General features: G+C 68.3%; 23 protein-coding genes, 1 tRNA gene and 1 pseudogene. 15 read left to right on the top strand and 10 right to left on the bottom strand.

From position 1 onward, the window contains the following. Positions 1 to 38: 38 nt before the first annotated feature. From AC1DBD_RS11935 to AC1DBD_RS11925, 3 genes are all read left to right on the top strand, one after another. Complete coding sequence (locus AC1DBD_RS11935; RefSeq protein WP_441418499.1) at positions 39 to 1,016, top strand: N-acetyltransferase; 978 nt, start codon at positions 39 to 41, stop codon at positions 1,014 to 1,016. 31 nt (positions 1,017 to 1,047) lie between these two features. Continuing rightward, positions 1,048 to 1,121: transfer RNA gene (locus tag AC1DBD_RS11930), tRNA-Leu, on the top strand. A 282-nt stretch (positions 1,122 to 1,403) separates the two neighbouring features. Continuing rightward, on the top strand, positions 1,404 to 2,756 hold the full coding sequence (locus tag AC1DBD_RS11925; RefSeq protein WP_441418498.1) for an ABC transporter substrate-binding protein: 1,353 nt from the start codon (positions 1,404 to 1,406) through the stop codon (positions 2,754 to 2,756). 537 nt (positions 2,757 to 3,293) lie between these two features. On the opposite strand, the gene AC1DBD_RS11920 is transcribed toward AC1DBD_RS11925, so the two are convergent. The 4 genes from AC1DBD_RS11920 to AC1DBD_RS11905 are packed head-to-tail and all read right to left on the bottom strand — an operon-like array spanning position 3,294 to position 7,470. Then, positions 3,294 to 4,067, bottom strand: coding sequence for an ABC transporter ATP-binding protein (locus tag AC1DBD_RS11920; RefSeq protein WP_476909364.1), 774 nt, complete (start codon positions 4,065 to 4,067; stop codon positions 3,294 to 3,296). Then, positions 4,064 to 5,200: an ABC transporter ATP-binding protein gene (locus tag AC1DBD_RS11915; protein ID WP_476982178.1), complete on the bottom strand. Its 1,137-nt coding sequence runs from the start codon at positions 5,198 to 5,200 to the stop codon at positions 4,064 to 4,066. Before AC1DBD_RS11915 ends, AC1DBD_RS11920 begins: the two co-directional genes overlap by 4 nt. After that, positions 5,197 to 6,165 (bottom strand): branched-chain amino acid ABC transporter permease, encoded by a 969-nt coding sequence (locus AC1DBD_RS11910; protein ID WP_476893262.1) that lies wholly within the window; start codon positions 6,163 to 6,165, stop codon positions 5,197 to 5,199. Before AC1DBD_RS11910 ends, AC1DBD_RS11915 begins: the two co-directional genes overlap by 4 nt. 9 nt (positions 6,166 to 6,174) lie before the next feature. Beyond that, complete coding sequence (locus AC1DBD_RS11905) at positions 6,175 to 7,470, bottom strand: branched-chain amino acid ABC transporter permease (RefSeq protein WP_476982177.1); 1,296 nt, start codon at positions 7,468 to 7,470, stop codon at positions 6,175 to 6,177. 511 nt (positions 7,471 to 7,981) lie between these two features. Here AC1DBD_RS11905 and AC1DBD_RS11900 point away from each other — a divergent pair. After that, positions 7,982 to 8,905: a Bax inhibitor-1/YccA family protein gene (locus tag AC1DBD_RS11900; RefSeq protein ID WP_476982176.1), complete on the top strand. Its 924-nt coding sequence runs from the start codon at positions 7,982 to 7,984 to the stop codon at positions 8,903 to 8,905. Between the two features lie 96 nt (positions 8,906 to 9,001). Here the strand turns inward: AC1DBD_RS11900 and galK are convergent, their stop codons facing one another. Both galK and galT read right to left on the bottom strand, forming a co-directional pair. Beyond that, positions 9,002 to 10,162: a galactokinase gene (galK, locus tag AC1DBD_RS11895; RefSeq protein ID WP_476982175.1), complete on the bottom strand. Its 1,161-nt coding sequence runs from the start codon at positions 10,160 to 10,162 to the stop codon at positions 9,002 to 9,004. Then, entirely contained in the window at positions 10,159 to 11,322 is a 1,164-nt protein-coding gene (gene galT / locus AC1DBD_RS11890) for a galactose-1-phosphate uridylyltransferase (protein ID WP_476909359.1), read from the bottom strand. The genes galK and galT overlap by 4 nt, the downstream gene beginning before the upstream one ends. An 83-nt stretch (positions 11,323 to 11,405) precedes the next feature. Between galT and AC1DBD_RS11885 the strand changes: the two genes are divergently transcribed. The 4 genes and pseudogenes from AC1DBD_RS11885 (at position 11,406) to AC1DBD_RS11870 (ending at position 15,688) form a co-directional block, all read left to right on the top strand. After that, positions 11,406 to 12,410 carry an aldose 1-epimerase family protein gene (locus AC1DBD_RS11885; protein ID WP_476982174.1) on the top strand — a complete coding sequence of 335 codons (1,005 nt, stop codon included), beginning with the start codon at positions 11,406 to 11,408 and terminating at the stop codon, positions 12,408 to 12,410. A gap of 93 nt (positions 12,411 to 12,503) precedes the next feature. Then, positions 12,504 to 13,846, top strand: a pseudogene (locus AC1DBD_RS11880) (AI-2E family transporter). A 3-nt stretch (positions 13,847 to 13,849) separates the two neighbouring features. Further along, positions 13,850 to 15,088 (top strand): threonine ammonia-lyase, encoded by a 1,239-nt coding sequence (gene ilvA / locus AC1DBD_RS11875; protein ID WP_441418489.1) that lies wholly within the window; start codon positions 13,850 to 13,852, stop codon positions 15,086 to 15,088. A 9-nt stretch (positions 15,089 to 15,097) separates the two neighbouring features. Beyond that, positions 15,098 to 15,688 carry a rhomboid family intramembrane serine protease gene (locus tag AC1DBD_RS11870; protein WP_441418488.1) on the top strand — a complete coding sequence of 197 codons (591 nt, stop codon included), beginning with the start codon at positions 15,098 to 15,100 and terminating at the stop codon, positions 15,686 to 15,688. Positions 15,689 to 15,766: 78 nt separating this feature from the next. Here AC1DBD_RS11870 and greA read toward each other — a convergent pair whose 3' ends face one another. Next, complete coding sequence (gene greA, locus AC1DBD_RS11865; RefSeq protein WP_138769984.1) at positions 15,767 to 16,261, bottom strand: transcription elongation factor GreA; 495 nt, start codon at positions 16,259 to 16,261, stop codon at positions 15,767 to 15,769. A gap of 224 nt (positions 16,262 to 16,485) precedes the next feature. Further along, the gene (locus AC1DBD_RS11860; RefSeq protein WP_476982173.1) at positions 16,486 to 16,944 is read right to left on the bottom strand and encodes a DUF4307 domain-containing protein; all 459 of its coding nucleotides are present in this window, start codon (positions 16,942 to 16,944) and stop codon (positions 16,486 to 16,488) included. A gap of 96 nt (positions 16,945 to 17,040) precedes the next feature. Between AC1DBD_RS11860 and mca the strand changes: the two genes are divergently transcribed. From mca to AC1DBD_RS11840, 4 genes are all read left to right on the top strand, one after another. Then, positions 17,041 to 17,946, top strand: coding sequence for a mycothiol conjugate amidase Mca (gene mca, locus AC1DBD_RS11855; protein ID WP_476982172.1), 906 nt, complete (start codon positions 17,041 to 17,043; stop codon positions 17,944 to 17,946). An 81-nt stretch (positions 17,947 to 18,027) separates the two neighbouring features. Then, positions 18,028 to 18,372 carry a hypothetical protein gene (locus AC1DBD_RS11850; RefSeq protein ID WP_476893257.1) on the top strand — a complete coding sequence of 115 codons (345 nt, stop codon included), beginning with the start codon at positions 18,028 to 18,030 and terminating at the stop codon, positions 18,370 to 18,372. Next, the gene (locus AC1DBD_RS11845) at positions 18,350 to 20,545 is read left to right on the top strand and encodes a thioredoxin domain-containing protein (RefSeq protein ID WP_476982204.1); all 2,196 of its coding nucleotides are present in this window, start codon (positions 18,350 to 18,352) and stop codon (positions 20,543 to 20,545) included. Before AC1DBD_RS11850 ends, AC1DBD_RS11845 begins: the two co-directional genes overlap by 23 nt. After that, positions 20,542 to 21,219 (top strand): HAD family hydrolase, encoded by a 678-nt coding sequence (locus AC1DBD_RS11840; RefSeq protein ID WP_476982171.1) that lies wholly within the window; start codon positions 20,542 to 20,544, stop codon positions 21,217 to 21,219. The genes AC1DBD_RS11845 and AC1DBD_RS11840 overlap by 4 nt, the downstream gene beginning before the upstream one ends. Before the next feature lie 139 nt (positions 21,220 to 21,358). Here AC1DBD_RS11840 and trhA read toward each other — a convergent pair whose 3' ends face one another. Continuing rightward, complete coding sequence (gene trhA, locus AC1DBD_RS11835; RefSeq protein WP_441418569.1) at positions 21,359 to 22,000, bottom strand: PAQR family membrane homeostasis protein TrhA; 642 nt, start codon at positions 21,998 to 22,000, stop codon at positions 21,359 to 21,361. A gap of 256 nt (positions 22,001 to 22,256) precedes the next feature. Between trhA and AC1DBD_RS11830 the strand changes: the two genes are divergently transcribed. Next, on the top strand, positions 22,257 to 23,018 hold the full coding sequence (locus AC1DBD_RS11830; protein ID WP_346959534.1) for an isoprenyl transferase: 762 nt from the start codon (positions 22,257 to 22,259) through the stop codon (positions 23,016 to 23,018). Positions 23,019 to 23,253: 235 nt separating this feature from the next. Beyond that, positions 23,254 to 24,696 (top strand): PhoH family protein, encoded by a 1,443-nt coding sequence (locus AC1DBD_RS11825; protein WP_476893254.1) that lies wholly within the window; start codon positions 23,254 to 23,256, stop codon positions 24,694 to 24,696. A gap of 209 nt (positions 24,697 to 24,905) precedes the next feature. Here the strand turns inward: AC1DBD_RS11825 and AC1DBD_RS11820 are convergent, their stop codons facing one another. Then, entirely contained in the window at positions 24,906 to 25,553 is a 648-nt protein-coding gene (locus tag AC1DBD_RS11820; protein ID WP_476982170.1) for a GNAT family N-acetyltransferase, read from the bottom strand. 96 nt (positions 25,554 to 25,649) lie between these two features. On the opposite strand from AC1DBD_RS11820, the gene AC1DBD_RS11815 reads away from it, so the two are divergent. Continuing rightward, positions 25,650 to 26,216 carry a prepilin peptidase gene (locus AC1DBD_RS11815; RefSeq protein ID WP_476982169.1) on the top strand — a complete coding sequence of 189 codons (567 nt, stop codon included), beginning with the start codon at positions 25,650 to 25,652 and terminating at the stop codon, positions 26,214 to 26,216. Positions 26,217 to 26,225 lie beyond the last annotated feature (9 nt).

The raw sequence follows: 26,225 nt of genomic DNA, 5'->3' as shown, positions 1-26,225 counted from the left end.
TTGGCCGTGGGACGGGCCGACCTGCCTAGACTGGGCCCATGACTCCCGCTGAGAAGGACCTGAACACCTTGCTGGCGACCATGCGGCCGGTGGTGCGCGAAGGCGAGTACGTCTATGCGCTGTGGCCGCACGGCAAACCGCTGGCCGGCCACATTGCGGCCGCGGTCCGGGAGGCCGAGGGTTTGACCGTGGTGCTGCCGCGGGCCGACGCCGATGCCCTGGGCCTCAAGTACGACTTCGTGGCGGCCTGGATCACCCTGCAGGTGCATTCCTCGCTCGAAGCGATCGGACTTACTGCTGCCGTCAGTGCCGCCCTGACCGAGGCCAAGATCAGCTGCAACGTGCTGGCCGGATTCCACCACGACCACCTGCTCGTTCCGGTGGCCGATGCCGAACGCGCCCTCGAGGTGCTCCACGAGCTCTCCGCGGACAGCCGCAGCGCGAACGGCGGCGGGCAGTTGCCGGTGCCGAAGCTGGTCCTGCGCGGCGAACAGCCCGAGGACCGGCCGGCGCTCCTGGCCCTCACCGCAGCGGCCTTCTCCATCTCGCCGGTCACGGGCCTGCCGGTTGAAGGGGAGCCGGAGGAAGTGGACCTGCTGCGGCGGCTCTTCGATTGCGGGGAGTACCTGCCGGATTTCAGCATTGTCGCCGAGCTGGATGGTGAGATCGTGGGCCATGTCATCAGCACCCGGGGCAGGGCGGGGGAGCTGGAGCTGCTGGGGCTGGGCCCGATCGGGGTGGTGCCGCGGCTGCAGCGGCACGGAATCGGATCGGCGCTGATGAAGGAAACCATCGACCGTGCGAATGCCGCGGGGGAGCGGGGCATTGCGTTGCTCGGCAGCCCGGAGTATTACGCCAGGTTTGGCTTCGTGCCTTCCACCTCGCTCGGCGTGCAGGCGCCGGATCCGTCCTGGGGCGACCATTTCCAGCTGCTGCCGCTGGCGCTTTGGCCCGGCGGGGTCAGCGGGACGTTCCGCTACGCCGAGCCCTTCGACGGGGTGCCGGCGGCGTCGTAGGGAGCCGTGGCCGGGATACCATTGACCGGGCGCCCCAGTAGCCCAATTGGCAGAGGCAGCGGACTTAAAATCCGCGTGTTGTGGGTTCGAGTCCCACCTGGGGCACTTCATAATTGCCGCACTGCGCGCCACAATTGCTGCTCGCGGCCCCGGCAGGCGCCTTGGGGCGCCGGGGGTGGTGGGCCTGGCGTGGCCTCCCGGGCCGCACCCAAGCCAATCACCGCGCTTTTCCCGCACGCTGATTTCCTCTATGCAACGAGTGTTATAAGGATGTGACCGTAGTCACTTATTTTCGGGCGGAAATTGCATTAGCTTGAATCTAAATCAGGAACACCTGATCTTTCGCATCAAAGGCCGTTCGCACCTTTAGATCGAGGAGATTTCTCTATGACTTCACTCCCCCAGGTGGCGCCGCGCATCGCTAAGCTCACAGTGCTTAGCCTCGGCGTCGCCCTTCTGGCTACGGCTTGTGGCGGTACGTCCACCGCGCCGGCGTCAAGCGGCTCGGCATCCGCCCAGGCCGCCGGCATCGCTTGCCCGGCCCCGAGCGCAACCGGAGGCTCCACCAGCTCGGCCAGCGCGGCAGGCTCCGTGCCCGCGTCCTCGACCACCACGGATACCCCGCTCAAGATCGGCTCGCTCCTGCCGACCACCGGTTCCCTTGCCTTCCTCGGCCCGCCCGAAATCGCAGGCGTGAACCTTGGCATCAAGGAAATCAACGACGCCGGCGGCGTCCTCGGCAAGCCGGTCCAGGTCATCCACCGCGACTCGGGCGACACCAAGACGGACATCGCCACCCAGTCCACCACCGCGTTGCTGGGCCAGGGTGTCAGCGCCATTGTCGGTGCCGCCTCCTCGGGTGTTTCCAAGACCGTGATCAACCAGATCACCGGCGCCGGAGTCATCCAGTTCTCGCCGGCCAACACCTCGCCGGACTTCACCACGTGGGACGACAAGGGCCTCTACTGGCGCACCGCTCCGTCGGACGTCCTGCAGGGCAAGGTCCTCGGCAACTACATGGCCACCTGTGGCGCCCAGACCGTTGGCATGATCGTATTGAACGACGCTTACGGCACGGGTCTGGCAAAGAACGTCAAGTCGGCCGTTGAATCTGCCGGCGGCAAGGTTGTCGCGGAAGAGCTCTTCAACGAAGGCGATTCCCAGTTCAGCAGCCAGGTGGACAAGGTCCTCGCGGCCAAGCCGGATGCCATCGCCCTGATCACCTTCGACCAGGCCAAGAGCATCGTCCCGCTGATGACGGGCAAGGGCATCAAGCCCACCCAGATCTTCATGGTGGACGGCAACATGTCCGACTACAGCAAGGATTTCAAGGCAGGCACCCTGAAGGGCGCCCAGGGCACCATCCCGGGCACCTTCGCCAAGGATGACTTCAAGAAGAAGCTCCTCGCCATCGATCCGGCGCTCAAGGACTACAGCTACGCAGGCGAGTCCTACGACGCCGTGAACCTGATCGCACTGGCTTCTGAAGCCGCCAAGAGCACCAAGGGCGTGGATATCGCCAAGCAGCTCAAGGCGGTCTCTGAAGGCGGCGAGAAGTGCAACAACTTCGCCTCCTGCGTCACCCTGCTCCGTAACGGCAAGGACATCGACTACGACGGCCAGTCCGGCCCCGTAACGTTCTCCGACGCCGGTGACCCGACGGAAGCCTACATCGGCATCTACGAGTTCCAGGATGACAACAGCTACAAGCCCGTCAAGGAAGAATTCGGCAAGCTGTAAAGCCGCTCTCCAAGACAAACAAGAGACCCCCGTCCCCTCCGGACGGGGGTTTCTTGCGTGCCGGGAGCAGGGAGGGGAGCGGGGGCGAAGGACGCGACCGGGCCTAGGCGTCACGCAGGTCAGTCCTTCGGGCCGCCCGTTCAGTTCGACCCCGCAGAACCAGCCCAACCCGCCGGGTGGAGGCCCAAGACTCTGCTGCGCGTGACGCCGTCGCATAGCCGGGGAGGGGTTCCGACGGCGCGCTGTGGCCGCCGGGGCTAAAGCAACGGATGGAGGCTACGGAATCGGACAAAGGCTGCTCGGATCCGGGCTGCGTCTGTCCGGAACCGCCGCGGAAACCTGGCTTGGGTGCCGCAGAGCGTTCGGCGAGAGTCACGCAGAGGGTGACGGGGGCAGGCGCCGAGCAAGTGGCTGTCGCCGGAGCCCTGCGGGGACCCTGGGCGCCCGGGACGGCACCCACGGGAACCGGACACGCGCCGGGCATGCAGAAGGGCCGCCACCGGCTGGTGACGGCCCTTCTGGACAGCGATGGCCGGACTAGTCGACCGTGTCCGCCAAGGTGCCCAGGTACAGCTGGATGACCTTGGGATCCTTCATGAGTTCCCGGCCGGTTCCCGTGTACGCGTCCTTGCCCTGGTCCAGGACGTAGCCGCGGTCGCAGATCTGCAGGCAGCGGCGCGCGTTCTGCTCCACCATGATCACGGAGACGCCGGCCCGGTTGATCTCGTGCACCCGCAGGAAGGTTTCGTCCTGCTTGACGGGGGAGAGGCCTGCCGAGGGCTCGTCGAGCAGCAGCACGGCCGGGTCCATCATCAGGGCCCGTCCCATGGCGACCATCTGGCGCTCACCGCCGGAGAGCGAGCCGGCGCGCTGGGCCCGGCGCTTGGCCAGCTCCGGGAACAGCTCCGCGACGAAGTCGAACCGCTTGGCGAAGTCCTTAGGGCGCTGGAACATGCCCATCTGGAGGTTCTCTTCGATGGTCAGGGCCGCGAACACGTTGTTAGTCTGCGGGACAAACCCAACGCCCCGGCTGACCAGCTTGTTGGCCTTCAGCCCGGTGATGTCCTGGCCGCGGACCACCACGGAGCCGGAGTGGACCTTGACGAGGCCGAACATGGCCTTCAGCAGGGTCGACTTGCCGGCGCCGTTGGGACCGATGATGCCAATCAACTCACCCTTGCGGGCCTCGATGCTGCAGCCGTTGAGGATGTTGACGCCCGGGATGTAACCGGCCACCAGGTCGGTGACCTTGACGACCGAATCGCCCTCGTATGCGTTAGTCGCGGCGGTGGCCGCACTCGTGGCGCTCATTCTGTGTCCTTCTCTGTCCGGTTCGGCTCAACGCGGTTCGGCTCTGTCCGGTTCGGCTCGCCGAGGCCCGGTTCCTCGGCGCTGCGCCGGCCGTGCGCCGCACCGCTGGCGGTGTCGTGCCCGGGCGCCTCCGTCACGAGCACGTCGGCGGAGATGATGCCCGCGTTCTCGGTGCCGACGATTGATTCCTCGTCCGCCTCGAGTTCGGCTGCCAGCACCTTGATGCCTTCCGAATCGCCAAGATCCACGTCGTGGTGGGCGCCCAGGTAGGCGTCAATCACGGCGGGGTTCTTCATGACCTCAGCGGGCGGCCCCTCGGCCACGATCTTCCCCTCGGCCATCACCACGACCCAGTCGGCGATGTGGCGGACCATGTGCATGTCGTGCTCGACAAACAACACGGTCATGCCCTCGGCCTTGAGGTTCTTGATGTGGTCCAGCAGGGACTGGGTGAGCGCCGGGTTGACGCCTGCCATCGGTTCGTCCAGCATCACGAGCTTCGGACGAACCATCAGCGAACGGGCCATTTCGAGGAGCTTGCGCTGGCCGCCGGAGAGGGACGCCGCGTAGTCGTCCTTCTTGGCGTCGAGTTTGAACTTCTCCAGCAGCACGTTGGCTTCTTCGGTGATCTTCTTTTCCTGGCCGCCCCAGATCCCCTTGAACAGGGCCTTTGAGAGCTTCTCACCGGATTGGTGTGAAGCGCCCAGCCGCATGTTCTCCATGACGGTGAGCTTGCCCATGACCTTGGTCAGCTGGAAGGTGCGGACCATGCCCATGCGGGCCACCTTGTAGGAGGAGACGCCGGCCAGGCTGTTTCCTTCGAACTGCCATTTGCCCGTGTTCGGCGTATCGAAGCCCGTCAACAGGTTGAACAGGGTGGTCTTGCCGGCACCGTTGGGGCCGATCAGGGCCGTGATCTTGTGCCGCGGGATCTCGAGGTATTCGACGTCGACGGCGTCGATGCCGCCGAAGCTGCGGGTGACGTTTTCCGCCACCACAATCGGGTCCCGCTTCTTGCAGCCGGGAGCAATCTCGCCGGCCGCAATCGGACGCGTGTCCGTCATGTAGTCGATGCCCTCCGCGGTCTCGGTGGACCCGAGGCCGGGCTTTGGTTCTTCGCTGTGCATGCTCATGCGAACGCCAGCTCCTTCTTATTGCCGAAGACGCCCTGAGGCCTGAAGATCATCAGCAGCATCAGCGCGATGCCGACCAGGATGTAACGCAGCTGGCCGGCCTGGACCGTGTTCAGCCACGTGACCGCGCCCGATTCGATCAAGCCGTACAGCACGCCCTGGGTGAGCGACAGCACGACCCAGAAGATCATCGCCCCGACGACGGGTCCCAGCACGGTGCCGAGGCCGCCGAGCAGCAGGCAGGTGTAGAGGAAGAACGTCAGCTCGGTGCCGTAGTTGGCCGGCTGCACCGCACCGCGGGGGAGGGTGAAGACCATGCCCGCGAGGGCTCCGAGCACGCCGCCGATGACGAGGGCCTGCATCTTGTAGGAGTAGACGTTCTTGCCGAGCGAGCGGACGGCATTCTCGTCTTCACGGATGCCCTTGAGGACGCGGCCCCAGGGGCTGCGCATGAGCAGCCAGACCAGCAGGCAGCAGACGATCACCAAGGCCCAGCCGACGACGCGGATGAAGAAGTCGCGGTTGTTCATCCCGAAGTAGGACCCTTCGGGGAACGGGTTCATGGCGTAGAAGTCGCCTTCGAAGGCGGCCAGGCCGTTGGCGGAACCGGTCAGCGAGGTGAGCTGGTTCGTGGTGACGATGTAGCGGACGATTTCCGCGGCCGCGATCGTCACGATGGCGAGGTAGTCGGCCCGCAGCCGAAGTGTGGGGATGCCGAGCAGCAAGGCGAAGATCGCCGAGCAGACGACGGCGATCAGCAGGCCCACGAAGAACGGCACGTGGAACGTCAGGGTGGAGATGGCGAAGCCGTAGGCTCCCACCGCCATGAAGCCGGCCTGGCCGAAGTTCAGCAGGCCCGAGTAGCCGAAGTGGACGGCCAGGCCGAGCGCGGCAAGCGCGTAAGCCGCCGTCGTCGGGCTGAACAGTTCACCGGCAGCGCTGGAAAGAATAAATCCGAAGTCCATGTCTGTCTCCTAACCCACGCGCTCGCGGCGGCCCAGGATGCCCTGAGGCCGGAACAAGAGGACAACGATCATGATGAACAGTGCTCCCACGTATTTGAGGTCGGCGGCGAGGCCGAACACGGTGGTCAGCTCCACGAAGATGCCGACGATGATGGAACCGAAGAGGGCGCCCCAGACTGTTCCGAGGCCGCCGAGGGTCACGCCGGCGAAGATGAGCAGCAGGATCTGCGAACCCATGTCGAAGGTGACGCCGGGACGGTAGTACGCCCAGAGAATGCCGCCGAGGGAGGCCAGCATGCCGCCGGTGACCCAGACAATCCGGATGACGCCGTCGACGTCGATGCCGGAGGCCGCCGCCAGTGCCGGGTTGTCGGCCACTGCGCGGGTGGCCTTGCCCAGCCGGGTCTTGAGCAGTACGACGCCGAGGACGGCGATGACAACGACGCTGATGAGCAGGGACCAGAGGTTGTTCGGCGAGATGGAGACCGGCCCGATCTGGATTTCCGCGCTCTGGGCGAAGGGCAGCTGCTGGGTGGCGCCGCCGAAGTAGAACTGGATCACGTAGCGGACGGCGAGGGCGAGGCCGATGCTGACAATCATCATCGGGACCAGGCCGGTGCCGCGGCGCCGCAGCGGCTTCCACAGCCCGGCGTCCTGGACGTAGCCGAACAGACCGCCGCCGAGGAGCGCGAGGATGATGGAGAGCCAGAACGGCAGGTTCATGGCATTGAAGCCGAACACCAGCACGGCGCCGAGCGTGACCATCTCGCCGTGCGCGAAGTTGGTCAGGCCGGTGGTACCGAAGATCAGCGACAGTCCGACCGACGCGAGCGCGAGCAGCAGGCCGAAGCTCAGGCCCGCCACGAGCCGGTTCAGCAGGTTCTGGCCGAAGTCCTGCTCCTGGACGACGATGCCCTTGCCGAAGGCGAAGATCACCGAGAGGTTGGAGGTCTGGCTGAAGCTGACCTTGCGGGGGTTTTCCTGGCCCTCGGCGAGCTTGATGCCCTGGGGCAGGGTTTTCACGTCCAGTTCGACCTCGTAGGTCCCTTGGGTGGGGACGCCGATGGTCCAGGAACCGTTGGGACCCGATTTGGTTGTTCCGGTAAAGTCGCCGCTCTTAGCGGTGATGCTGACACCGGCGAGCGGGGCGCGGTCATCACCGCGGAGGAAGCCGCTGATGCTGTTTTGGAACGAGGTGCTCGACGGGGATGGTGTCGGCGAGGGGGTCGCGGCCTGGGATGCCGGGGCGACGACGAGCAGAAGGGCGGCCACGGCGGCGAAAAGGGCCCCCACAGCTTTCAGCATTCTGCCGCGCCGTCTCTGCGACAGGCCTCTCGGTGTGCTTCTCAAATTGAAAACCTCCACATGGGGGTGGTCTGGGTTGCGCCATTGCAACCGCTGCGAACGGTCAGGGGACGAGGGTAGAGCGGATACTTCGATGCGATGGAGCGGTCCTTGCTTGTGATGTTCGTCACCCTGTTGGGCCAATGTTACAGGCCGGGCGGGTCAACTAATGCCGCTGCGAGCAGGCAGAACGTCGCGATCGCGTAACAACCGTGAAGCCGGCGTCCCAGCAGGATTTAGTCAAGCTAAAGAAAACTTTTGTTGTTCCCGAGGATTCCTAAACATTCGGAGAAGAAGCGCTTCACCGGGGCGGAAGCAGGGCGGGGGCGGGCCGCACCAGATCACGGTTTTGTTGCGGCGGGAACCCGAAGGGAACTATCCCTGCCTGCCGGGCGTGGGAATTGGTAGCGTGAGTCATAACGATCCTCACCACCGATCATCACCTACCCCCTTAATTTGGAGGACACCAGCAATGGCACTTGGCGGAAACCCGATCTTCAACGGAAAGAACTTCCGTGGAGCCACCCAGGCACCGCCTGCCCCGCAAGCGCCGTACGGGCAGGGCTACGGCCAGAACCAGTACGGCCAGAACCCGTATGGCCAGGGCCAGTTCGGCCAGGCACAGGCCGGCTGGAACCCGTCGCAGCAGGCGATGAGCAGCGACCAGCTGCAGGACATGTACAACCGCCCGGCGGCCGGACCGGCCGACAGCGGCCGCATGACCTTCGATGACGTCATCATGAAGACGGCGGCCTGCCTCGCCGCCGTGATCGCCGGCGCGGCCGTCACCCTTGTGGTGGCGCAGGGCCTCGCCTCGATGCTGATGATTGTCGGCGCGCTGGGCGGCTTTGTCCTGGCCCTCGTCAACACCTTCAAGAAGCAGCCCTCGCCGGCGCTGATCCTGGCCTACGCAGCCCTTGAGGGCCTGTTCCTCGGCGGCCTGACCCGGATCCTCGACGGGATGTTCCCCGGCGTCGGCCTCCAGGCCGTGATCGGGACGCTCTCCGTCTTCGCCGTGACCCTGGTGTTGTTCAAGAGCGGCAAGGTCCGCGCGACGCCCCGGGCCATGCGCTTCTTCATGATCGCGATGATCGGCTACGCCGTCTTCGCGCTCGTCAACATGGTCATGATGTGGACCGGCGCCGTGCAGACCCCGTTCGGCCTGCGTACCCAGGTGGAGCTCTTCGGTATCCCGCTGGGTGTCTTCATCGGCCTGCTCGCGATCGGCCTCGCCGCGTTCTCCCTGATCATGGACTTCACCAGCATCGAAGCCGGCGTCCGCAGCGGCGCCCCGCAGCGCTTCTCCTGGACCGCGGCGTTCGGCCTCACGGTCACCCTCGTCTGGCTCTACGTCGAGATCATCCGCCTGCTGGCCATCCTGCGCGGCGACGACTAGCCGGCAGCCGCACAACAGCACGACTTACGAAGCGGGCCCCGCCGGATGGCGGGGCCCGCTTCGTGCCTTCCCCCTCGGGCCAGCCTCAGGCCGGCTTCAGTCCAGCTTGCGGGCTCCCGCCGCGGGGCGGACGCGGAAGACGTCCGGGGCGGCGTAGCCGGCGCGCGCGAAGGCCCGCCCGACGTCGGAACGCACCCGCTGCTCCGCGCCTGCCGGGCTAAGGGCGATCGCGGCTCCGCCGAAGCCGCCGCCGGTCATCCGGGCGCCGATGGCGCCGCCGGCGCGGGCTGTGTCCACCGCGAGGTCCAATTCGGGGCAGGAAATTTCGAAATCGTCCCGCATCGAGGCGTGCGAGGCGTCCAGCAGCGCGCCGATGGCCTGCGGCCCTTCGCCCTCGAGGCGTTCCACCGTCTGCAGCACGCGGTCGTTCTCGGTGACGACGTGGCGGACCCGGTGGAACGTTTCCGTGTCCAGCAGCCCGGCAGCCTCCTCGAGATCCCCGACCCCGACGTCGCGCAGCGCCCGGACGCCGAGCACATCGGCGGCCAGCTCGCAGGACGCGCGCCGGGCCGCGTAGCCACCGCCGGCATGCGAGTGCGAGACCTTCGTGTCGATCACCAGCAGCACCAGGCCGGCTGCCTCGGCGTCGAACGGCACCAGCCGGACGCTCTGGTCCCGGCAGTCGAGGAACACTGCACGGCCCGCGGCGCCCCGGAGCGAGGCCGACTGGTCCATGATCCCGGTGGGGGCTCCGACAAAGTCGTTCTCCGCGCGCTGGGTGGCCAGGACCATGTCCTCCACGCTGAGCCCTGCGCCGGTCAGCTCGTTGACGGCCAGGATGATGGCGCATTCGATGGCATGCGAGGAGGACAGCCCGGCTCCCCGCGGCACGTCGGAGTCCAGGAGCAGGTCCAGTCCGGGGACGGCGAGACCGCGCTGCTCGAGGGCCCAGAGCACGCCGAGCGGATACTTGGTCCAGCCCCTGGCCGTGGCCGGGTCCAGGACGCAAGCGTCCGCCGTCGTCAGCCCTTGGTTTCCGAACGTGGACAGCATCCGCAGCGTGGAGTCGGGCCGGAGCCGGACGGCCACCCGGGCGGTCCGGTCGATGGCGAACGGCAGCACGAACCCCTCGTTGTAATCCGTGTGTTCGCCGATCAGGTTGACCCGCCCCGGGGCCTGCCAAACGCCGTCCGGGGCGGCCCCGAAGACCTCCTTGAACCGCGACCGAAGTTCCTTGGTGCCCGGCGGGGGGTTCATAGGGTGCTGCTTTCCGTGGGGACTGGGTAACTCGTGGCGGCTGCGTCGCGCAGCCGGGCCGCGACGGCCTCCGGCGTGGTGTCGTTGATGAATGCCCCCATCGCTGCCTCCGAGCCGGCCAGGTACTTGAGCTTGTCCGCGGCGCGGCGGGGCGAGGTCAGTTGCAGGTGCAGGTAGCCGGCGGGGCGTAGCACACTGTCCAGCGGCGCCTGCTGCCACGCGGCGATGTACGGGGTGGGGGTGGGGTAGAGGGCATCCAGGCGCCGCAGTAGGTCCAGGTACAGCTGTGCGAGTTCGTCCCTCTCGTCGCCGTCGAGGGCGGCGAGGTCGGGGACCTGCCGATGCGGGACGAGGTGGACTTCCAGCGGCCAGCGGGCGGCGAAGGGCACGTAGGCGCTGAAATGCCGGCCCTCGAGGACCATCCGGCTGCCGTCCGTGCGCTCGGCGCGCAGCAGCGATCCGGTGAGCGTGTCCCGGCCCCCGGCGTCGTCGTAATGTTTCCGCGCGGCGACGGCCAGCACGGCCGCGCGCGGCGGCAGGTAGGGGTAGGCGTAGATCTGGCCGTGCGGGTGGTGCAGCGTGACACCGATTTCCGCGCCGCGGTTCTCGAACGGGAACACCTGCCGGATCCCGGGCAGCGCGCTGAGCGCCGCAGTGCGGACGGCCCAGGCCTCCACCACGGTACGGGCACGCACCTCGCCGAGGCCGCCGAAGGAACCGGTATGGTCCGGGGTGAAGGAGACCACCTCGCAGCGCCCGTACGCCGGCACGCTGGTTCCCCATGCCGGCTGCGCCGGGAGCTGGCCGAGGTCGGGGCCCAGCGAGGGGAAGCGGTTTTCGAAGACGACGACGTCGTAGTCCGGCGCCGGGATTTCCGAGGGGTTGGCCGAGGTGCTCGGACACAGCGGGCACTCATCGGCCGGCGGAAGGTGCGTCCGGGACTGGCGGTGCGCGGCGATCGCCACCCATTCGCCGGTCAGCGCGTCGAAGCGCAGCTCGCCGGCGGCGGCCCGTCCGTCCAGCTCCCGGCGGTCGTCGTGGGCCCGCGGCCGACGCCGCCGCGTGCCTGAATCGGCGGCTGCCTCCCCGGCGGCATCATCGAAGTAATAGAGCTCCCGGCCGTCGGCGAGGGTGCCTTGGGTGATGCTGTTGGCGCGCATTCCATCATTCGATCAGACTTCACGACTTTCCGGCAAAGCCCCGCCGTGTACGGGCGGGCGCACGGTTCGGTACCGTGGTGCCCATGGACCTCCCTGCTTCCCCGGCCTCCCCACACCCTTCCGCCGCCGCAGTTTCCGCTGCCGCAATTTCCGCCGCAGGCGGACCGGGCTCCTCCACCCGGCGCTACGCGAGCGGCAGGCAATACGAACTGCGCCGGGGCGACGCCCTGGCCGTGGTGACCGAACTCGCGGCCGGCCTGCGGCTCTACAGCCGTGCGGGCACCCAACTGACCGAGAGCTACGGCGACGCCGACATCCCGCCCGGCGCCACCGGGATCACGCTGGCGCCGTGGGCAAACCGCGTGGAAGACGGCATCTGGTACCTCAACGGGAAGAAACAGCAGCTCGATATCACCGAGGTGGCCAGAAACAACGCCAGCCACGGGCTGCTGCGGAACGCCTCCTACGAGTTGGTGGAGGAATCGGAATTCTCCGTGACCCTTGAGGCGGCTGTGTTTCCGCAGCACGGCTACCCGTTCCTGCTGCGGCACCGGGTGCGCTACGAACTGGAGGAGGACCTGGGGCTCACCGTCCGCCAGACGCTGATCAACGATTCGCAGGAGCCGGCCCCCTTCGTCCTCGGCGCGCACCCGTACCTGCGGCTGGGGGAGGTGCCGAGCGAAGAACTCACCGTGACCGTCAGCGGCCGCACCCGGCTGGTGACCGACGAGCGCCTGATTCCGCGCAGCACCGAGCCGGTCGCCGGCGACTTCGACCTCCGGGCAGGCCGGCTCGCCGGGGACCTCGACCTGGACTGCGCGTACACGGACCTGGACTTCGACGGCGGCCTGGCACGCAGCACACTGCGCGCCGCCGACGGCCGCAGCGTAAGCCTCTGGCAGGACGAGCACTGCCGCTACGTCCACGTCTTCGTCACCGGCAAGTTCCCGGGCCGGACCACGGCCGTGGCGCTTGAGCCCATGACCGGACCGGCCAACGCCTTCAACAGCGGCGACGGCCTGGGCTGGCTGCCTGCGGGGGAGTCCTTCACGATGAGCTGGGGAATTACTGCCTCCCTCGGCAGCTAGCCGGCCAAAGCCCCGCTGCCGTACCCTTGCCTGAACACCCCGGCTCGTTCCGCGCCGTTTCCTTTGCGCGCCGCACTAGGGAATTATGGGGCTATGACGCCAGCTGAGGACGCCACCCAACGACCCGACTCCGAGCTCCCCGGATATGCCGCGCCCGGGCTTTCCGCCCCTCCTGCCGGCCCCGCCGCCGGCGTAGCTGCCGGAGTGCCTGCCGGCCCGGTGCCGGGCGCCGCCCCGACGGCACCGCGGGCCCGCAGCGACCGGGAACTGGACGAGGACATCCCCTACGGCGTGCGGATTGCGGCGTCGTGGGCGTGGCGGATCGGCCTGATCCTGCTTGTCACCGGCGTGCTCGTCTGGCTGCTCAGCAAAATCAGCTTCCTCATCATCCCGGTGATGGTCGCCGCCCTGCTGGCCGGACTGCTCAGCCCGGTCACCCGCTGGCTGCGCAGGCGCCGGGTGCCCAACGGCGCCGCCGTCGCCATCACCCTGCTCGGCTTCATCGGGGTTATCGCCGGCGCGCTCGCCCTCGTCGGCCGCCAGCTCACCGCCGGCTTCGGCGAGCTCTGGAGCCAGGCGCTTACGGGCCTGCAACAGGTCCAGACCTGGCTGGCCGACGGCCCGCTGCACCTGACGGCCGCGCAGATCGACACCTACGTCAAGGAAGGAGCCGACGCGCTGCAGAAGAACAGCAGCAGCATCCTCAGCGGCGCGCTGACCTTCGGCAGCACCGCCGGGCATTTCGCCGCCGGGCTCCTGATTGCCTTGTTCGTCACGATCTTCTTCCTGCTCGAAGGCGAACGGATCTGGGGGTTCCTGGTCCGGCTGATGCCGCGGAAGGCCCGCCCGGCCGTCAACGGCGCCGGCCGGCGCGGCTGGACCTCAATGGTCAGCTACACCCGGATCCAGATGTTCGTGGCCTTCGTGGATGCCTTGGGGATCGGTGTCGGAGCAGCGATCATCGGCGTCCCGCTGGCCCTGCCGCTTGGCGTGCTGGTGTTCATCGGTTCGTTCATCCCGCTGGTCGGCGCACTCGTCACCGGCGCCGTCGCCGTGCTGCTGGCCCTTGTGGCCAACGGCCTGGTCAACGCCCTCATCATGGTCGGTATTGTGCTGCTGGTCCAGCAGCTGGAAGGCCATATCCTGCAGCCCCTGGTCATGGGCAAGGCCGTCTCGCTCCACCCGGTCGCCGTCATCCTGTCCGTCGCCGCGGGTTCCTACCTCGCCGGCATCCCGGGCGCCCTGTTCTCTGTGCCGATCCTCGCCGTAGCAAACTCGGCCATTCGGTACATTGCGGCCAGAACGTGGGAACATGATGGAGAGCTGGCAGCCGCAAGCCCGCAGGGAGCCCCTGCCCTTGCCGGCGCCGGCCAGGACCCGGCTTCAGGGAGGTCCACCGCCCTGGCGCCGACGCCGGAACCCCTAAAGGAGACTAGTTCGTGAATACCCTCGAGAGCCTGCCCGTCACGTTGGACGATGTCCTGGAGGCGCAGAAGCTGCTCGACGGGATTATAACGCGGACCCCGGTGGAGTCCTCCCGGGCGCTGGGCAGCATCGCCGGCGGCGACGTCTACTTCAAGTGCGAGAACCTGCAGCGCGCCGGTTCCTTCAAGGTGCGCGGCGCCTACGTCCGGATGGCCAAGCTCTCCGCCGAGGAGAAGAAACGCGGCGTCGTCGCGGCCTCGGCCGGCAACCACGCCCAGGGCGTGGCCGTCGCGGCGAAGTCCCTCGGCATCAAGGCCCGCATCTACATGCCGCTCGGCGTCGCCCTGCCCAAGCTTGCCGCGACGCGCAGCCACGGCGCCGAGGTGGTGCTGCACGGCCACAACGTCGACGAGGCGCTGGCCGAGGCCAAGCGCTACGCGGACGAATCGGGCGCCGTCTTTGTCCACCCCTTCGACGACGTCGACGTCGTGGCCGGCCAGGGCACCGTGGGACTGGAAATCCTCGAACAGATCCCGAACGTGGACACCATCCTGATGGGCGTCGGCGGCGGCGGCCTGCTGGCGGGCGTCGCGGTGGCCGTGAAGGCAAGGGCCAAGGAACTCGGCCGGGAGATCCGGATCATTGGCGTGCAGGCCGAAAACGCCGCCGCCTACCCGCCCTCACTCGCCGCCGACGCCCTCGTCCCGCTCAAGCGCGTCTCCACCATGGCGGACGGCATCGCCGTCGGCCGGCCGGGGCAGCTGCCCTTCAGCATCATCCGCGAGCTCGTCGACGACGTCGTCACCGTCAGCGAGGACGCGCTGGCCCGGGCGCTGATCTTCCTGCTGGAACGGGCCAAGATGGTGGTCGAACCGGCCGGCGCCGTGGGCGTGGCCGCCCTGATGGAAGGCAAGATCGAAAACCCCGGGACCACCGCCGTCGTGCTCTCCGGCGGCAACATCGATCCGATGCTCATGCTCAAGGTCATCCAGCGCGGCCTCTCCGCCGCCGGCCGCTACATGACCGTGCGGATGATGCTGGACGACCGGCCCGGCTCGCTCGCGACCATCGCCCGGATCATCGCCGAAAACGACGCGAACGTGACCGGGCTGGACCACACCCGGGTGGGCGGCTCGATCAGCATGGGCGACGTCTCCATCACCGTCAACCTGGAAACCAAGGGCCACGAGCACTGCGAGCAGGTCCTTGGCGCGCTCCGGGCCGAAGGATTCCAGCCGATCGTGGTGCACTAGGCGGCCGCCGTGCTAGAAGCGTCCAAGGCCGAGCGGCGGGATACCCCCGCTGCCCGGGCCCGGCTGGGCCTGCTGGTGGTGGGCTCCTTCGTGCTGTTGCTCTACGCGATCGAGATCGTCAACTCCCTGACGATGCATTCGTTGAACGCCACCTTCGGACTGCGCCCGCGCTCCGCCGACGGGCTGCTGGACATCCTGACCTTCCCGCTGCTGCACGCCAACCTGGCCCACCTGCTCTCCAACACCCTGCCGCTGATCATTTTCGGGTTCCTGGTGTTCCTGTCCGGCGTGCGGGTCTTCGCCACGGCGCTGGCCTCCAGCTGGCTCGGCTCGGGAGCGGCGGTGTGGCTGATCGGCGGGTTCAACATCACGGTGGGAGCGTCCGGGCTGGTCTTCGGGCTCTTCGCATTCCTGCTGGTACGGGGCTTCTTCAACCGCCACTGGGGCCAGATCCTGCTCTCGCTGGTGCTCTTCTTGGCCTACGGCGGCATCCTCTTCGGCATGCTGCCCATCGTGGCGGGCTACGTCTCCTGGCAGGCGCACCTGGGCGGGGCCGCCGGCGGCGTCGTCGCGGCCCTGCTGCTGAGCCGGCGCCGGTAGTTAGAGCCGATACGGTAATTAAACGGCGACCCCGGCCCTCCCGTTGCAGGGGAGGGCCGGCGTCGAGCACTGGTGCTGTTAGCCGACGTACGGCTTGGCGGAGATGATCTCCACCGTGATGTCCTTGCCGTTCGGGGCGGTGTAGCTGAGCTTGTCGCCTTCCTTGTGGCCGACGATGGCGGAACCCAGCGGGGACTTCTCGCTGAAGACGTCCAGCTCGGAGTCGCCGGCGATCTCGCGGGAGCCCAGCAGGAAGGTCTCTTCGTCCCCGGCGATCTTCGCCACGACGATCATGCCGGCCTCGACAATGCCGTCGTCGGCAGCGGCCTCGCCCACGTGCGCATCGCGGAGCAGCACGGTCAGCTGGCGGATGCGGGCCTCGATCTTGCCCTGCTCTTCCTTGGCCGCGTGGTAGCCGCCGTTCTCCTTGAGGTCGCCTTCCTGGCGGGCGGCTTCGATCTTCTGAACGATGTCTGCACGCCCGGCGCCGGAGAGGTGGTCCAGCTCTGCCTTCAGGCGGTCAAAAGCTTCCTGGGTAAGCCAAGCTGCAGTTGCGCTGTTGGTGGTCGACACGGACTTCTCCTTTTGATGGTCAAACAAGCTGGTCAAACAAGCAAAGACCCCGCCACGGTGGCCACTTATGGATCTCAGTAACCAGCTCAGCGGGGCAGGGGTATTGATCCATTGTAGTCAATGCTGTGGATAAACCCAAGAACCGCTGCGGCGCAGATCACACTGTGTTACGCCTTGAGCCCTGCCCGTGCCCGGGTTCCGGGCCCGATTCCTTCGGGATGCGGCTACTTCGAGGCGTCCGGAATCCAGCAGTTGTCCACGACGGCGGACACGGCCTGCGATTCGGTGCGGATGGTCACCCGGTGCACGGTGGTGCGGCCGCCGTCGGCGCCGGCATCGACGGCGTTGGGACCGACGTCGACGACCTTCCAGCCGACGACGGCGAACTTGGCATCCAGGGCCTTGACGGCGCAGTTGGCGGCCGTGGCCGGATTCTTGGTGACCTGGAAATCCGCCTCGGCCACGGTGGCGTCGGGCGTGCTGTAGCCGATGTCCTTGAAGCTGACGGATTCGGTGGAGGCCGACGTCGAAACCCACGCCATGAAGCCGATTCCGGCCGCGAGGGCAGCGATCAGGATGTTGCGCTTGGTCCTGCCGCCCAGTGTGCGCTTTTGGCCGCCGTAGCGATTGGCTAGGCTGGTAGGTGCCGGCGCGGGCGCGGCAGGCTGCTCCTCGGAAGTCACCAGTCCAGTTTAGTGTGGATCGGGCAGGGGAATTTCCGCACCGCCGTTCCGCCCGCGCAGCACCGACCCCGCAGAAGAAAGAGGAGCCGTCCAACGATGACAGCGTCCCCCAGCCCGTCAGCCAAGCTTCGGCTGCTCGCCGTCCACGCGCACCCCGACGACGAGTCCAGCAAGGGCGCCGCGACGATGGCCATGTACGCCGCCTCCGGCGTCGAAGTCATGGTGGCCACCTGCACCGACGGCTCCCGCGGCGACATCCAGAACCCGGCGATGGAGAGTGCGCCGCACCCCAAACGGGACATGGCGGGCGCCCGCCGGCTGGAGATGGACAACGCGGCCAAGGTCCTCGGAATCCGCCAGCGCTGGCTGGGCTTCGTCGACTCCGGCCTGCCCGAAGGCGACCCGCTGCCTCCGCTTCCGGTCGGCTCGTTCGCCACGCTGCCGCTGGAGCGGGCCGCCGCCCCGCTGGTCCGGCTGGTCCGCCACTTCAAGCCGCAGGTCATCCTTAGCTACGACGAGAACGGCGGCTATCCGCACCCGGACCACATCATGGCGCACCGGGTCGCCGTCGAGGCCTTCGAAGCCGCCGGCGACCCGGCACGCTACCCCGGAACCGGCGAAGCCTGGGCACCCAGCAAGCTCTACTACGACCGTGCGTTCAGTCCCGAACGCTTCCGCGCCCTGCACTACGCCCTCGAGGAAGCCGGCCTGCAGTCGCCGTACGCCGAGCGGCTCGCGGCCTGGCTTGAGGCGGACGCGGAAGGGCACACCCCGCCCGCGCCCACGCACCCCACCACCACCCAGATCGCGTGCGGGGACTTCTTCGAGGCCCGCGACGACGCCCTGCGCTCGCACCGCACCCAGATCGATCCGGAGGGCTTCTTCTTCGCGGTGACGCCGGCAATGCAGCGGCAGACCTGGCCGTGGGAGGACTACTCGCTGATCCAGTCCCGGGTCCCCACCGACGTGCCCGAGACGGACTTCTTTGCCGGGCTAAGATAGTTCCAGCAGGGACTTCTATGCCGCGTAGAAGAGTGGTACCGGAAGACCCGCAAAAGACGTTCCCCACAGAAGGTTCCCACCGTGCATTCCTTGTTCATCGCCCTGGCGGCTTCCCCGGCACCGACACCGACGCCGTCGCTGCGCCCGGGACTCGACCAGGACCAGGTCACCCCGGGCCTGCTGGGTTTCTTGCTGACCGCGTTCATCGTGGTGCTAACGGCGCTGCTGATTGTGGACATGGTGCGCCGGATCCGTCGGGTCCGTTACCGGGCGCAGGTGGAGGAAGAGCGGGCCGCCGCCGAGGAAGCCGGACAGGTCCAGGCCGGGCAGCCCGGGGGCGGCAGCCTGGGGGGCTACCCGCAAACCGGCGACGGCGCGGACATCCGGCCGGAAGCCAACGGTGATGCAGGGTCCGGGAACCGCTGACCGCGGCGCCTCCGATGCCTCACCCTGGGCGGCCAACGCCCTGGGCGGGGAACCCTCCGCCTATCTCCGCCAGCACGCCGGCAACCCCGTGCACTGGCAACCCTTCGGCGACGAAGCGTTCACGTTCGCCGCGGCCCGGGACGTTCCGGTGTTCCTGTCGATCGGCTACGCCGCCTGCCACTGGTGCCATGTCATGGCCGGCGAGTCCTTCGAAGACCAGGACACCGCCGACTTCCTGAACGCCAACTTCGTCCCCGTGAAGGTGGACCGGGAGGAACGCCCCGACGTCGACGCCGTCTACATGGCCGCCACGCAGGCCATCAGCGGCGAGGGCGGCTGGCCGATGTCAGTCTTCCTGCTGCCTGACGGCCGGGCCTTCCACGCCGGCACCTACTACCCGCCGCGGCCGATGCCCGGCAGGCCCTCCTTCCGCCAGGTGCTGGAAGCCGTCCGCGAGGCCTGGCTGGAACGCCGCGACGCCGTCGAGCAGAACGCCGCCACGCTGGCGCGCGGCATCGCCGCCGCGCAGTCCGCGTCCGCCGTCCGCTTGGACGCGCCCGCGGCCGTCCTCGACCCGGCCCTGCTTTCCGCGGCGGTGCGCGCCCTGGCCCGCTCCGAAGATGCCGCGGGAGGCTTCGGCGCCGCGCCCAAATTCCCGCCGTCGGCCGTCCTGGAGTTCCTGATCCGGCACGCAGCCACGGCCTCCGACACTGCGGAGGCGGCCCGGGACGTGGCGGGCCGCACGCTCGCCGCGATGGCGCGTTCGGCACTGTTCGACCAACTCGACGGCGGCTTTGCCCGCTACTCCGTGACGCGCGACTGGTCCGTGCCGCACTTCGAGAAGATGCTCTACGACAACGCCCAGTTACTTCGCGTCTACGTCCACTGGGCCCGTCTCGGCGGCACGGACGGGTACCCGGCCGCGGAGGCCGCCGCCGTCGCGGGCAGCACCGCGGACTGGATGCTCGACTCGCTGGGCCTGGCCGGTGCGGCGGCGCAAGATAGCCAAGGCGGCGCCGAAGGCCCGGCGGCGCTTGCGTCGTCCCTCGATGCGGACACCGTGGTGGACGGGGTGCACTCCGAGGGCGCCAGCTATCTGTGGACCCCCGGAGAACTGGCGGAGCTGCTGGGGCCCGCGGACGGCGCCGCCGTGGCCCGGCTGATGCATGTCTCCGATGCCGGCACCGTGTCCGAAGCCGGGTCGCCGCTGCATCCCGGCCACGCGCTGGACGGCCCGGAAGGCGCGTTGTGGCAGCGGGTCCGGCCCGTGCTGCGGCTGGCCCGCGCGGCGCGGCCGCAGCCTGCCCGGGATGACAAGGTGGTGGCCGGCTGGAACGGGCTGGCCCTCGCGGCGTTGGCCGAGGCCAGTGCCGTGCTGGACCGCCCCGAATTGCTTGGCGCGGCCGAGCGGATCGCCGGCTACCTGGAACGGGTGCACTGGACCCCGGGTCAGGGCGGGGAGCCCGGCCGGCTGCTCCGGGTGTCCCACGACGGGTCTGCCCGCGGGATCGGCGGCCTGCTGGAGGACTACGCCTTTTGCGTGGAGGGCCTGTTCGCGCTTTACGCCGTCTCCGGGCGGACGCGATGGTATGCCCTGGCCGAGGCCATCCTGGCGTCCGCCTGCACCCGGTTCGCGGCCGGTGGGGCGCTGCGAGACGCCGCCGGGGAATCAGCACAGGTCCTCAACGCCCAGGGGGGCCGGGCCGGAATGGATCCCTTCGACAACGCCACCCCCAGCGGTGCGGCCGCATTTGCCGGGGTCCTGCTGTCCTCTGCCGCGCTGTCCGGATCCTCGGAGCGCCGCGCCATGGCCGGAAACATCCTGTCCCTGCTGCCGCCGCTAGCCACCAACGCACCCCGGGTGGCCGGGTGGCTGCTGGCCACGGCGCAGGCCGCGCTGGCGGGCCCGGTGGAAGCCGCCGTCGTCGGGGCCGACACGCCGGAGCGGACGGCGCTGCACCGCGCGCTGCTGCTCTCGCCCAGCCCGGGACTCGTGATTGCGCTCCAGGACCCGGCAGGGGACGCCGGGGGCGGCCAGGTCCCCCTGCTCCGCGGCCGCACTGCGGGGCCGGGCGGGTCGCCGCAGGTCTACCTGTGCCGCGGCATGGTTTGCGACCTTCCGGCGGGTTCTGTCGCCGCGCTCCGTGCCCGGCTGGCTACCATGGCGGAATGACTTTTGCCTTGGGGGACCCGGCTCCCTTTGACCTGGTGGTCTTTGACTGCGACGGCGTCCTGGTGGACTCGGAGGTGATCTCGGTCCAGGTGGACCAGCGGGTCCTGGCCGACCTTGGCTGGGAGCTGGAGATCGAGGAAATCGTGCGGCGCTTCGTCGGCCGGAGCGAGGCCAACTTCATCGCCACCGTCGAACGGGAACTGGGCATCGAACTGGCCGAAGGCTGGGACAGGACCTACCAGACGTGGTACCACGATGCCTTCGAACGCGAGCTCACCACCGTCGACGGCGTGGAGGAGGCCCTGGACCGGCTCCGGCTTCCGCACTGTGTTGCCTCCAGCGGCAGCCACGCGAAGATGCGGCGGACACTGGGCCGGACCGGGCTGCTAGACCGTTTTGCCGGCCGGATCTTCAGCGCCACGGAGGTGGCCAACGGCAAGCCGGCCCCGGATCTTTTCCTGCATGCGGCCGGGACGCTCCGGACCGCGCCGGAGCGCTGTGCCGTCGTCGAAGACAGTGCCTACGGGGTGCAGGCGGCGCGGGCCGCGGGGATGCACGCGTTCGCCTATGCGGGCGGAGTGACCCCCGCGGAATGGCTCGCCGGCCCCGGCACCACGGTCTTCCACGACATGCGCCAGCTCCCGGAGTTGATTGCCGCGGGCCGGCCGGGCTGAGGGTGGCGCCGGCGCTGGATTTCCCCAACTTTGGAGTGGGCGCCCGGTGTGTCGGGCCGGAACCCCGGCGGTTCCCGGCGTCTGGAATTCAAAGGTGGGGAGAACCCAGTCGGCCCGGCGGCCCGGCCGGGCTCAGCGGTCAGCCCAGGACGGCGATCGCGATCGCGATGTAGTGCGCGGCGAAGGCAAAGACCGTGAAGGCATGGAATAGCTCGTGGAAGCCGAAGTGCTCGTAGCTGAAATTCGGCTTCTTCAGCGCGTAGAACACGGCGCCGGCAATGTAGAGGGCTCCGCCCACGCAGATCAGCACGGCGGCGGGGGCGCTGGCGGCGAAGAAATCGGGCAGGTAGAACAAGGCCCCGCAACCCAGGGCGATGTAGATCGGCACGTAGAGCCAGCGCGGGGCGTGGGTCCAGAACAAGCGGAAGAGCACCCCGAGCACCGCGCCGGACCAAATCACCCACAGCAGCAGCACGGCCTTGGGTCGGTCCAGGAGCGCCCAAGCCAGCGGTGTGTAGCTGCCGGCGATCACCAGCATGATGTTCGTGTGGTCCAGCCGCTTCAGCACGATCTTGACCCCGGGGGACCAGTTCCCGCGGTGGTAGACAGCGCTGACGCCGAAGAGCAGCACCCCTGTGAAGGCATAGACCGCCGAGGCGGTCTTCAGCTCGGCGGTCGGGGCCAGAAGTACCAGCACCAGGCCTGCAGCAAAGGCCAGTGGCGCCGTGACGGTGTGGATCCAGCCGCGCCATTTCGGCTTGATCATCAGGAGCTCGGCGATCCTGACGGCGGCGTCGTCCACCGGGCTGCTTTCCCGGCCCTTGGGGCTGTTTTCGCTGTGCGCGGACCGCTCGGATCCGGGCTCCGGACTGGTGCTCTCCATGCCGCAATAATAACCTACGGTCCGGTAAGTTACCCGCGGGTAACAAGGTCCGCGGAGGAAAATCGCGACCGCGGTGTGCGTGGTACCTGCCCTCCGGCGGGTAGCCTAGGAATGCACTGACGTCAGACCTCAAGGAAGCCAGGTGAATCTCCGGATGGAACTGCCCGGGTTCCTGTATGGCTTCTACGAGCGCAGCCTCCAACGGTCCCTTGACCCGGAGCGCGTCCCCAAGCACATCGGCGTCATGGTCGACGGCAACAGGCGCTGGGCCCGGCAGTTCAATGCCCCCACCAGCCAGGGCCACCAGGCCGGCGCGGACAAGATCCACGAATTCCTCGGCTGGTGCCAGGAGCTGGGGATCAAAGTCGTCACGCTCTACATGCTCTCCACGGACAACATGAACCGCTCCGGCGAAGAGCTGGACCTGCTGATGGGCATCATCGCCAACACCCTGGACCGCCTCGACGAAGACGCCGACATCTCGGTGCACGCCATGGGCGCCCCGGAACTGCTGCCGGACTACCTCGCCGAGCGGCTCAACAAGCTCACGGCCCGCACCCCCGTGCACGAAAAGATCCACGTCAATGTCGCCGTCGGCTACGGCGGCCGCCGGGAGATCGTCGACGCCGTCCGCGAACTGCTGCACGACGCCGTCGCCCGCGGCGCCGACATCGGCAAGCTGGCCGACGAACTCAGCGTCGACGACATCTCGCGTTTCCTCTACACCCGCGGCCAGCCCGACCCCGACCTCGTGATCCGCACCTCCGGGGAGCAGCGGCTGTCCGGCTTCCTGATGTGGCAAAGCGCCTACAGCGAGTTCTACTTCTGCGAGGCCCTGTGGCCGGCGTTCCGCAAGGTGGACTTCCTCCGCGCGCTGCGCGACTACGCCGGCCGGCAGCGCCGCTTCGGTTCCTGACACGGTTCATCCGGGCTTCACCTGATGTATTCAAGAATCGCCGAAAAATGGATCGGCAATGCGCGGGCCGTGGACGTACGTTAATCCCATCAGCGGGCAAACCGCCGGCTGATCGGGGAGGCCAGTACATGGAGCGGAAGTTCGCACCGGATGTATGGGAGGCCGCGTCCGGCCTCGAGGCCGAGCCGCCTCACCAATAACAATTCCGGGCCAGCGGCCCGGGGCTGGAGTCGATGTGGCTATTTCTGCAGAACTGCCCGGCGTCATTTCCGACCAGGGCAAGAAAGCTACCTCTCGCGCCAAGCGAGCCACTTCCAAGACCGGTGCAGCGCATTCCGACGCTGCGGCCGGTCTTGCTGTTTCCGGGGAAGGAACAGCAAGCCGGGAGGCCGCCCGAAGCTACGTGATCGACACCTCCGTGCTGCTTTCGGACCCGCGGGCGCTGCTGCGCTTCGCCGAGCATGAGGTGATCCTGCCGATCGTTGTCATCACCGAGCTTGAAGGCAAGCGGCACGACCCGGAACTGGGCTACTTCGCCCGCAAGGCGCTGCGCCTGCTCGACGACCTCCGGGTGGAGCACGGCGGCCTGGACCGCGCGATCCCGCTGGGCAACGACGGCGGCACCCTGATGGTCGAGATGAACCACATCTCTGCCGAGGTGCTCCCGGCCGGATTCCGCGGCGGCGACAACGACAGCCGGATCCTCGCCGTCGCCAAGAGCCTCGCCAACGAGGGCCGCGACGTGACCGTGGTGTCCAAGGACCTGCCGATGCGGGTCAAGGCCTCCGCGATGGGACTGCTCGCCGACGAATACCGCAACGAGCTCGTCAAGGACTCCGGCTGGACCGGCATCGCCGAGATCGACGCCGCCGAGGACGAGCTGGCCACGCTCTACGGCCACGAACCGGTCTTCATCCCGGCCGCGGCCGAACTTCCGGTGAACACCGGCCTGGTGCTTCTCTCCAACCGCGGCTCCGCCCTGGGCCGGGTCGGAGCCGACAAGCAGGTCCGCCTGGTCAAGGGGGACCGGGACGTCTTTGGCCTGCACGGACGCTCGGCCGAGCAGCGGCTCGCGATCGACCTGCTGATGGACCCGTCCGTGGGCATCGTGTCCCTCGGCGGGCGGGCCGGCACCGGCAAGTCCGCGCTGGCCCTGTGCGCCGGCCTGGAAGCCGTCCTGGAACGGCGGGAGCACCGCAAGGTAATCGTGTTCCGGCCGCTCTACGCCGTCGGCGGCCAGGAACTCGGCTACCTGCCCGGCTCCGAGTCCGAGAAGATGAACCCCTGGGCGCAGGCCGTCTTCGACACCCTGGGCGCGTTGGTCAGCGAGGAAGTGGTGGAGGAGGTCATGGACCGCGGCATGCTCGAAGTCATGCCGCTCACGCACATCCGCGGGCGTTCACTCCACGACGCGTTCGTGATCGTGGACGAGGCGCAATCCCTCGAGAAGAACGTCCTGCTCACCGTGATGAGCCGGATCGGCCAGAACTCCAAAATCGTGCTGACCCACGACGTCGCCCAGCGCGACAACCTCCGGGTGGGGCGGCACGACGGCGTGGCAGCCGTCGTTGAAACCCTCAAGGGCCACCCGCTCTTCGGCCACATCACCCTTACCCGTTCCGAGCGCTCGCCGATCGCCGCGTTGGTGACGGACATGCTCGAGGGGGCGGAGATCTAGGCTCTGTCGACTTCAGCTCGCCTGGGTTTGGGGCCGTGGTCGGGTTCGCCCGCCACGGCCCTCTGGCCGTCGCTTAGACACGTCCCATCGGCCCCGAGGGTCGCGGGCGACCTCTGGGGGCCGATGCGCCGCGATGCGCGACTACGCGAAAGGCCCGCGGCGCGGCTGGCGAGCTTCCCATCTGCGCGGGGCTGCAAATTCGCCTCGGGTTATCCGATCCCCAGGAACTTCGCGGTGGGGTCGTGGCCTTGGACTTCCAGGGTCCAGGCGGGGCGTTTGAAGGTGGCGGGGGTGAGGCGGACCCGTTGGGAGTCCTGGAGTTCGCCGCCCCAGTTGGCGCGGGTGATGCCGTTGAGCTCGTAGCCGAGGGAGCGGGAGACGCCGAGCGACCGCTGGTTCCAGGCCGCCGCCTCGGATTCGGCGACTTCGGCGCCGAGCCAGTCAAAGGCGTAGAGGGCGACGGCGGCCCGCATTTCCTTGCCCAGTCCGCGGCCCTGGACGCTTTGTCGGAGCCAGGAGCCGGTGCTGACCGTCTTCAGGGTGGCGAAGTCCTTGGCTTCGACGTCCTGGCAGCCGACGAACTCGCCGTCGTGCCAGACGCCCAGCAGCAGGGTCCATTCCTGCGGGGACATATTCCCGCGGCAGCGCCAGTACCACTGCGCCATGTTCGGGCCGAGCTCCCGGGCCGGCATTTCCGCCCAAGGCCGGCTGAACGGGCTGCGGCCTGGTTCGTGGACGCCGCTCAGGGCTGCCCGCACCGCGGCCGGGATGTCCTCGTCGCGGATGGGCCGGAGCGTGAGGCGGGGCGTGGCCAGCGAGAGGGCGAACGGGGGCCAGTAGGAGTCGGGCGCGGTCATCCCGGAAGCCTAACGGCGGGGCGCGGTGGCCGCCAGTCACACGCCGACCCTGGCGGGGAGCGGCACGGACACGGCAAAATCCAGTAGCATCCGAGGGTGATCCATCGACTCGGCGAACTTGGGGGAGCCGCCCCGCTGGCCTTCTGGCTGGCGCTGCTGGCGTGCGCGTACTTCGCCGGCATGGCTGCCCGGCTGACGGTCATCGACGTGCGGCACCACTTGCTGCCCAACCGGATCATCTTTCCCTCCTACGCGGTCGCGGGCGTGCTCCTGCTCGGCGCAGCCGCGGCGCAGGCGGTGGCGGGGGTCCCGGCCGCAGCGTCAGCGTCAGCGCAGGACGGCGGGGCCGGGCTGTTCGGCGTGCCGGGGCTCCGGGTCGTGGCCGGCGGGGCCGTCCTCTGGCTGTTCTATTTCATCCTGCGGGCCGTCTATCCGCCGGGGATGGGCTTTGGCGACGTCAAGCTCGCCGGCGTACTGGGCATGTACCTCGGGTTCCTCGGCTGGGGGCAGGTCTTTGCCGGAACGTTTGCGGCGTTCCTGTTCGGCGGACTCTGGAGTATGGCGTTGCTCGTTTCGCGGCGCGGAACGCTGAAGTCGGACATTCCGTTCGGCCCCTTCATGCTGGCCGGGACTGCGGCCGCGATGCTGCTGCCCGGAGGTTAGGCTGGCGGG

It is taken from the genome of Arthrobacter sp. 10T419, from assembly GCF_056394105.1.
The sequence above is the reverse complement of the archived record's forward strand: the minus strand, read 5'-3'. Positions and strand labels throughout refer to the sequence as shown.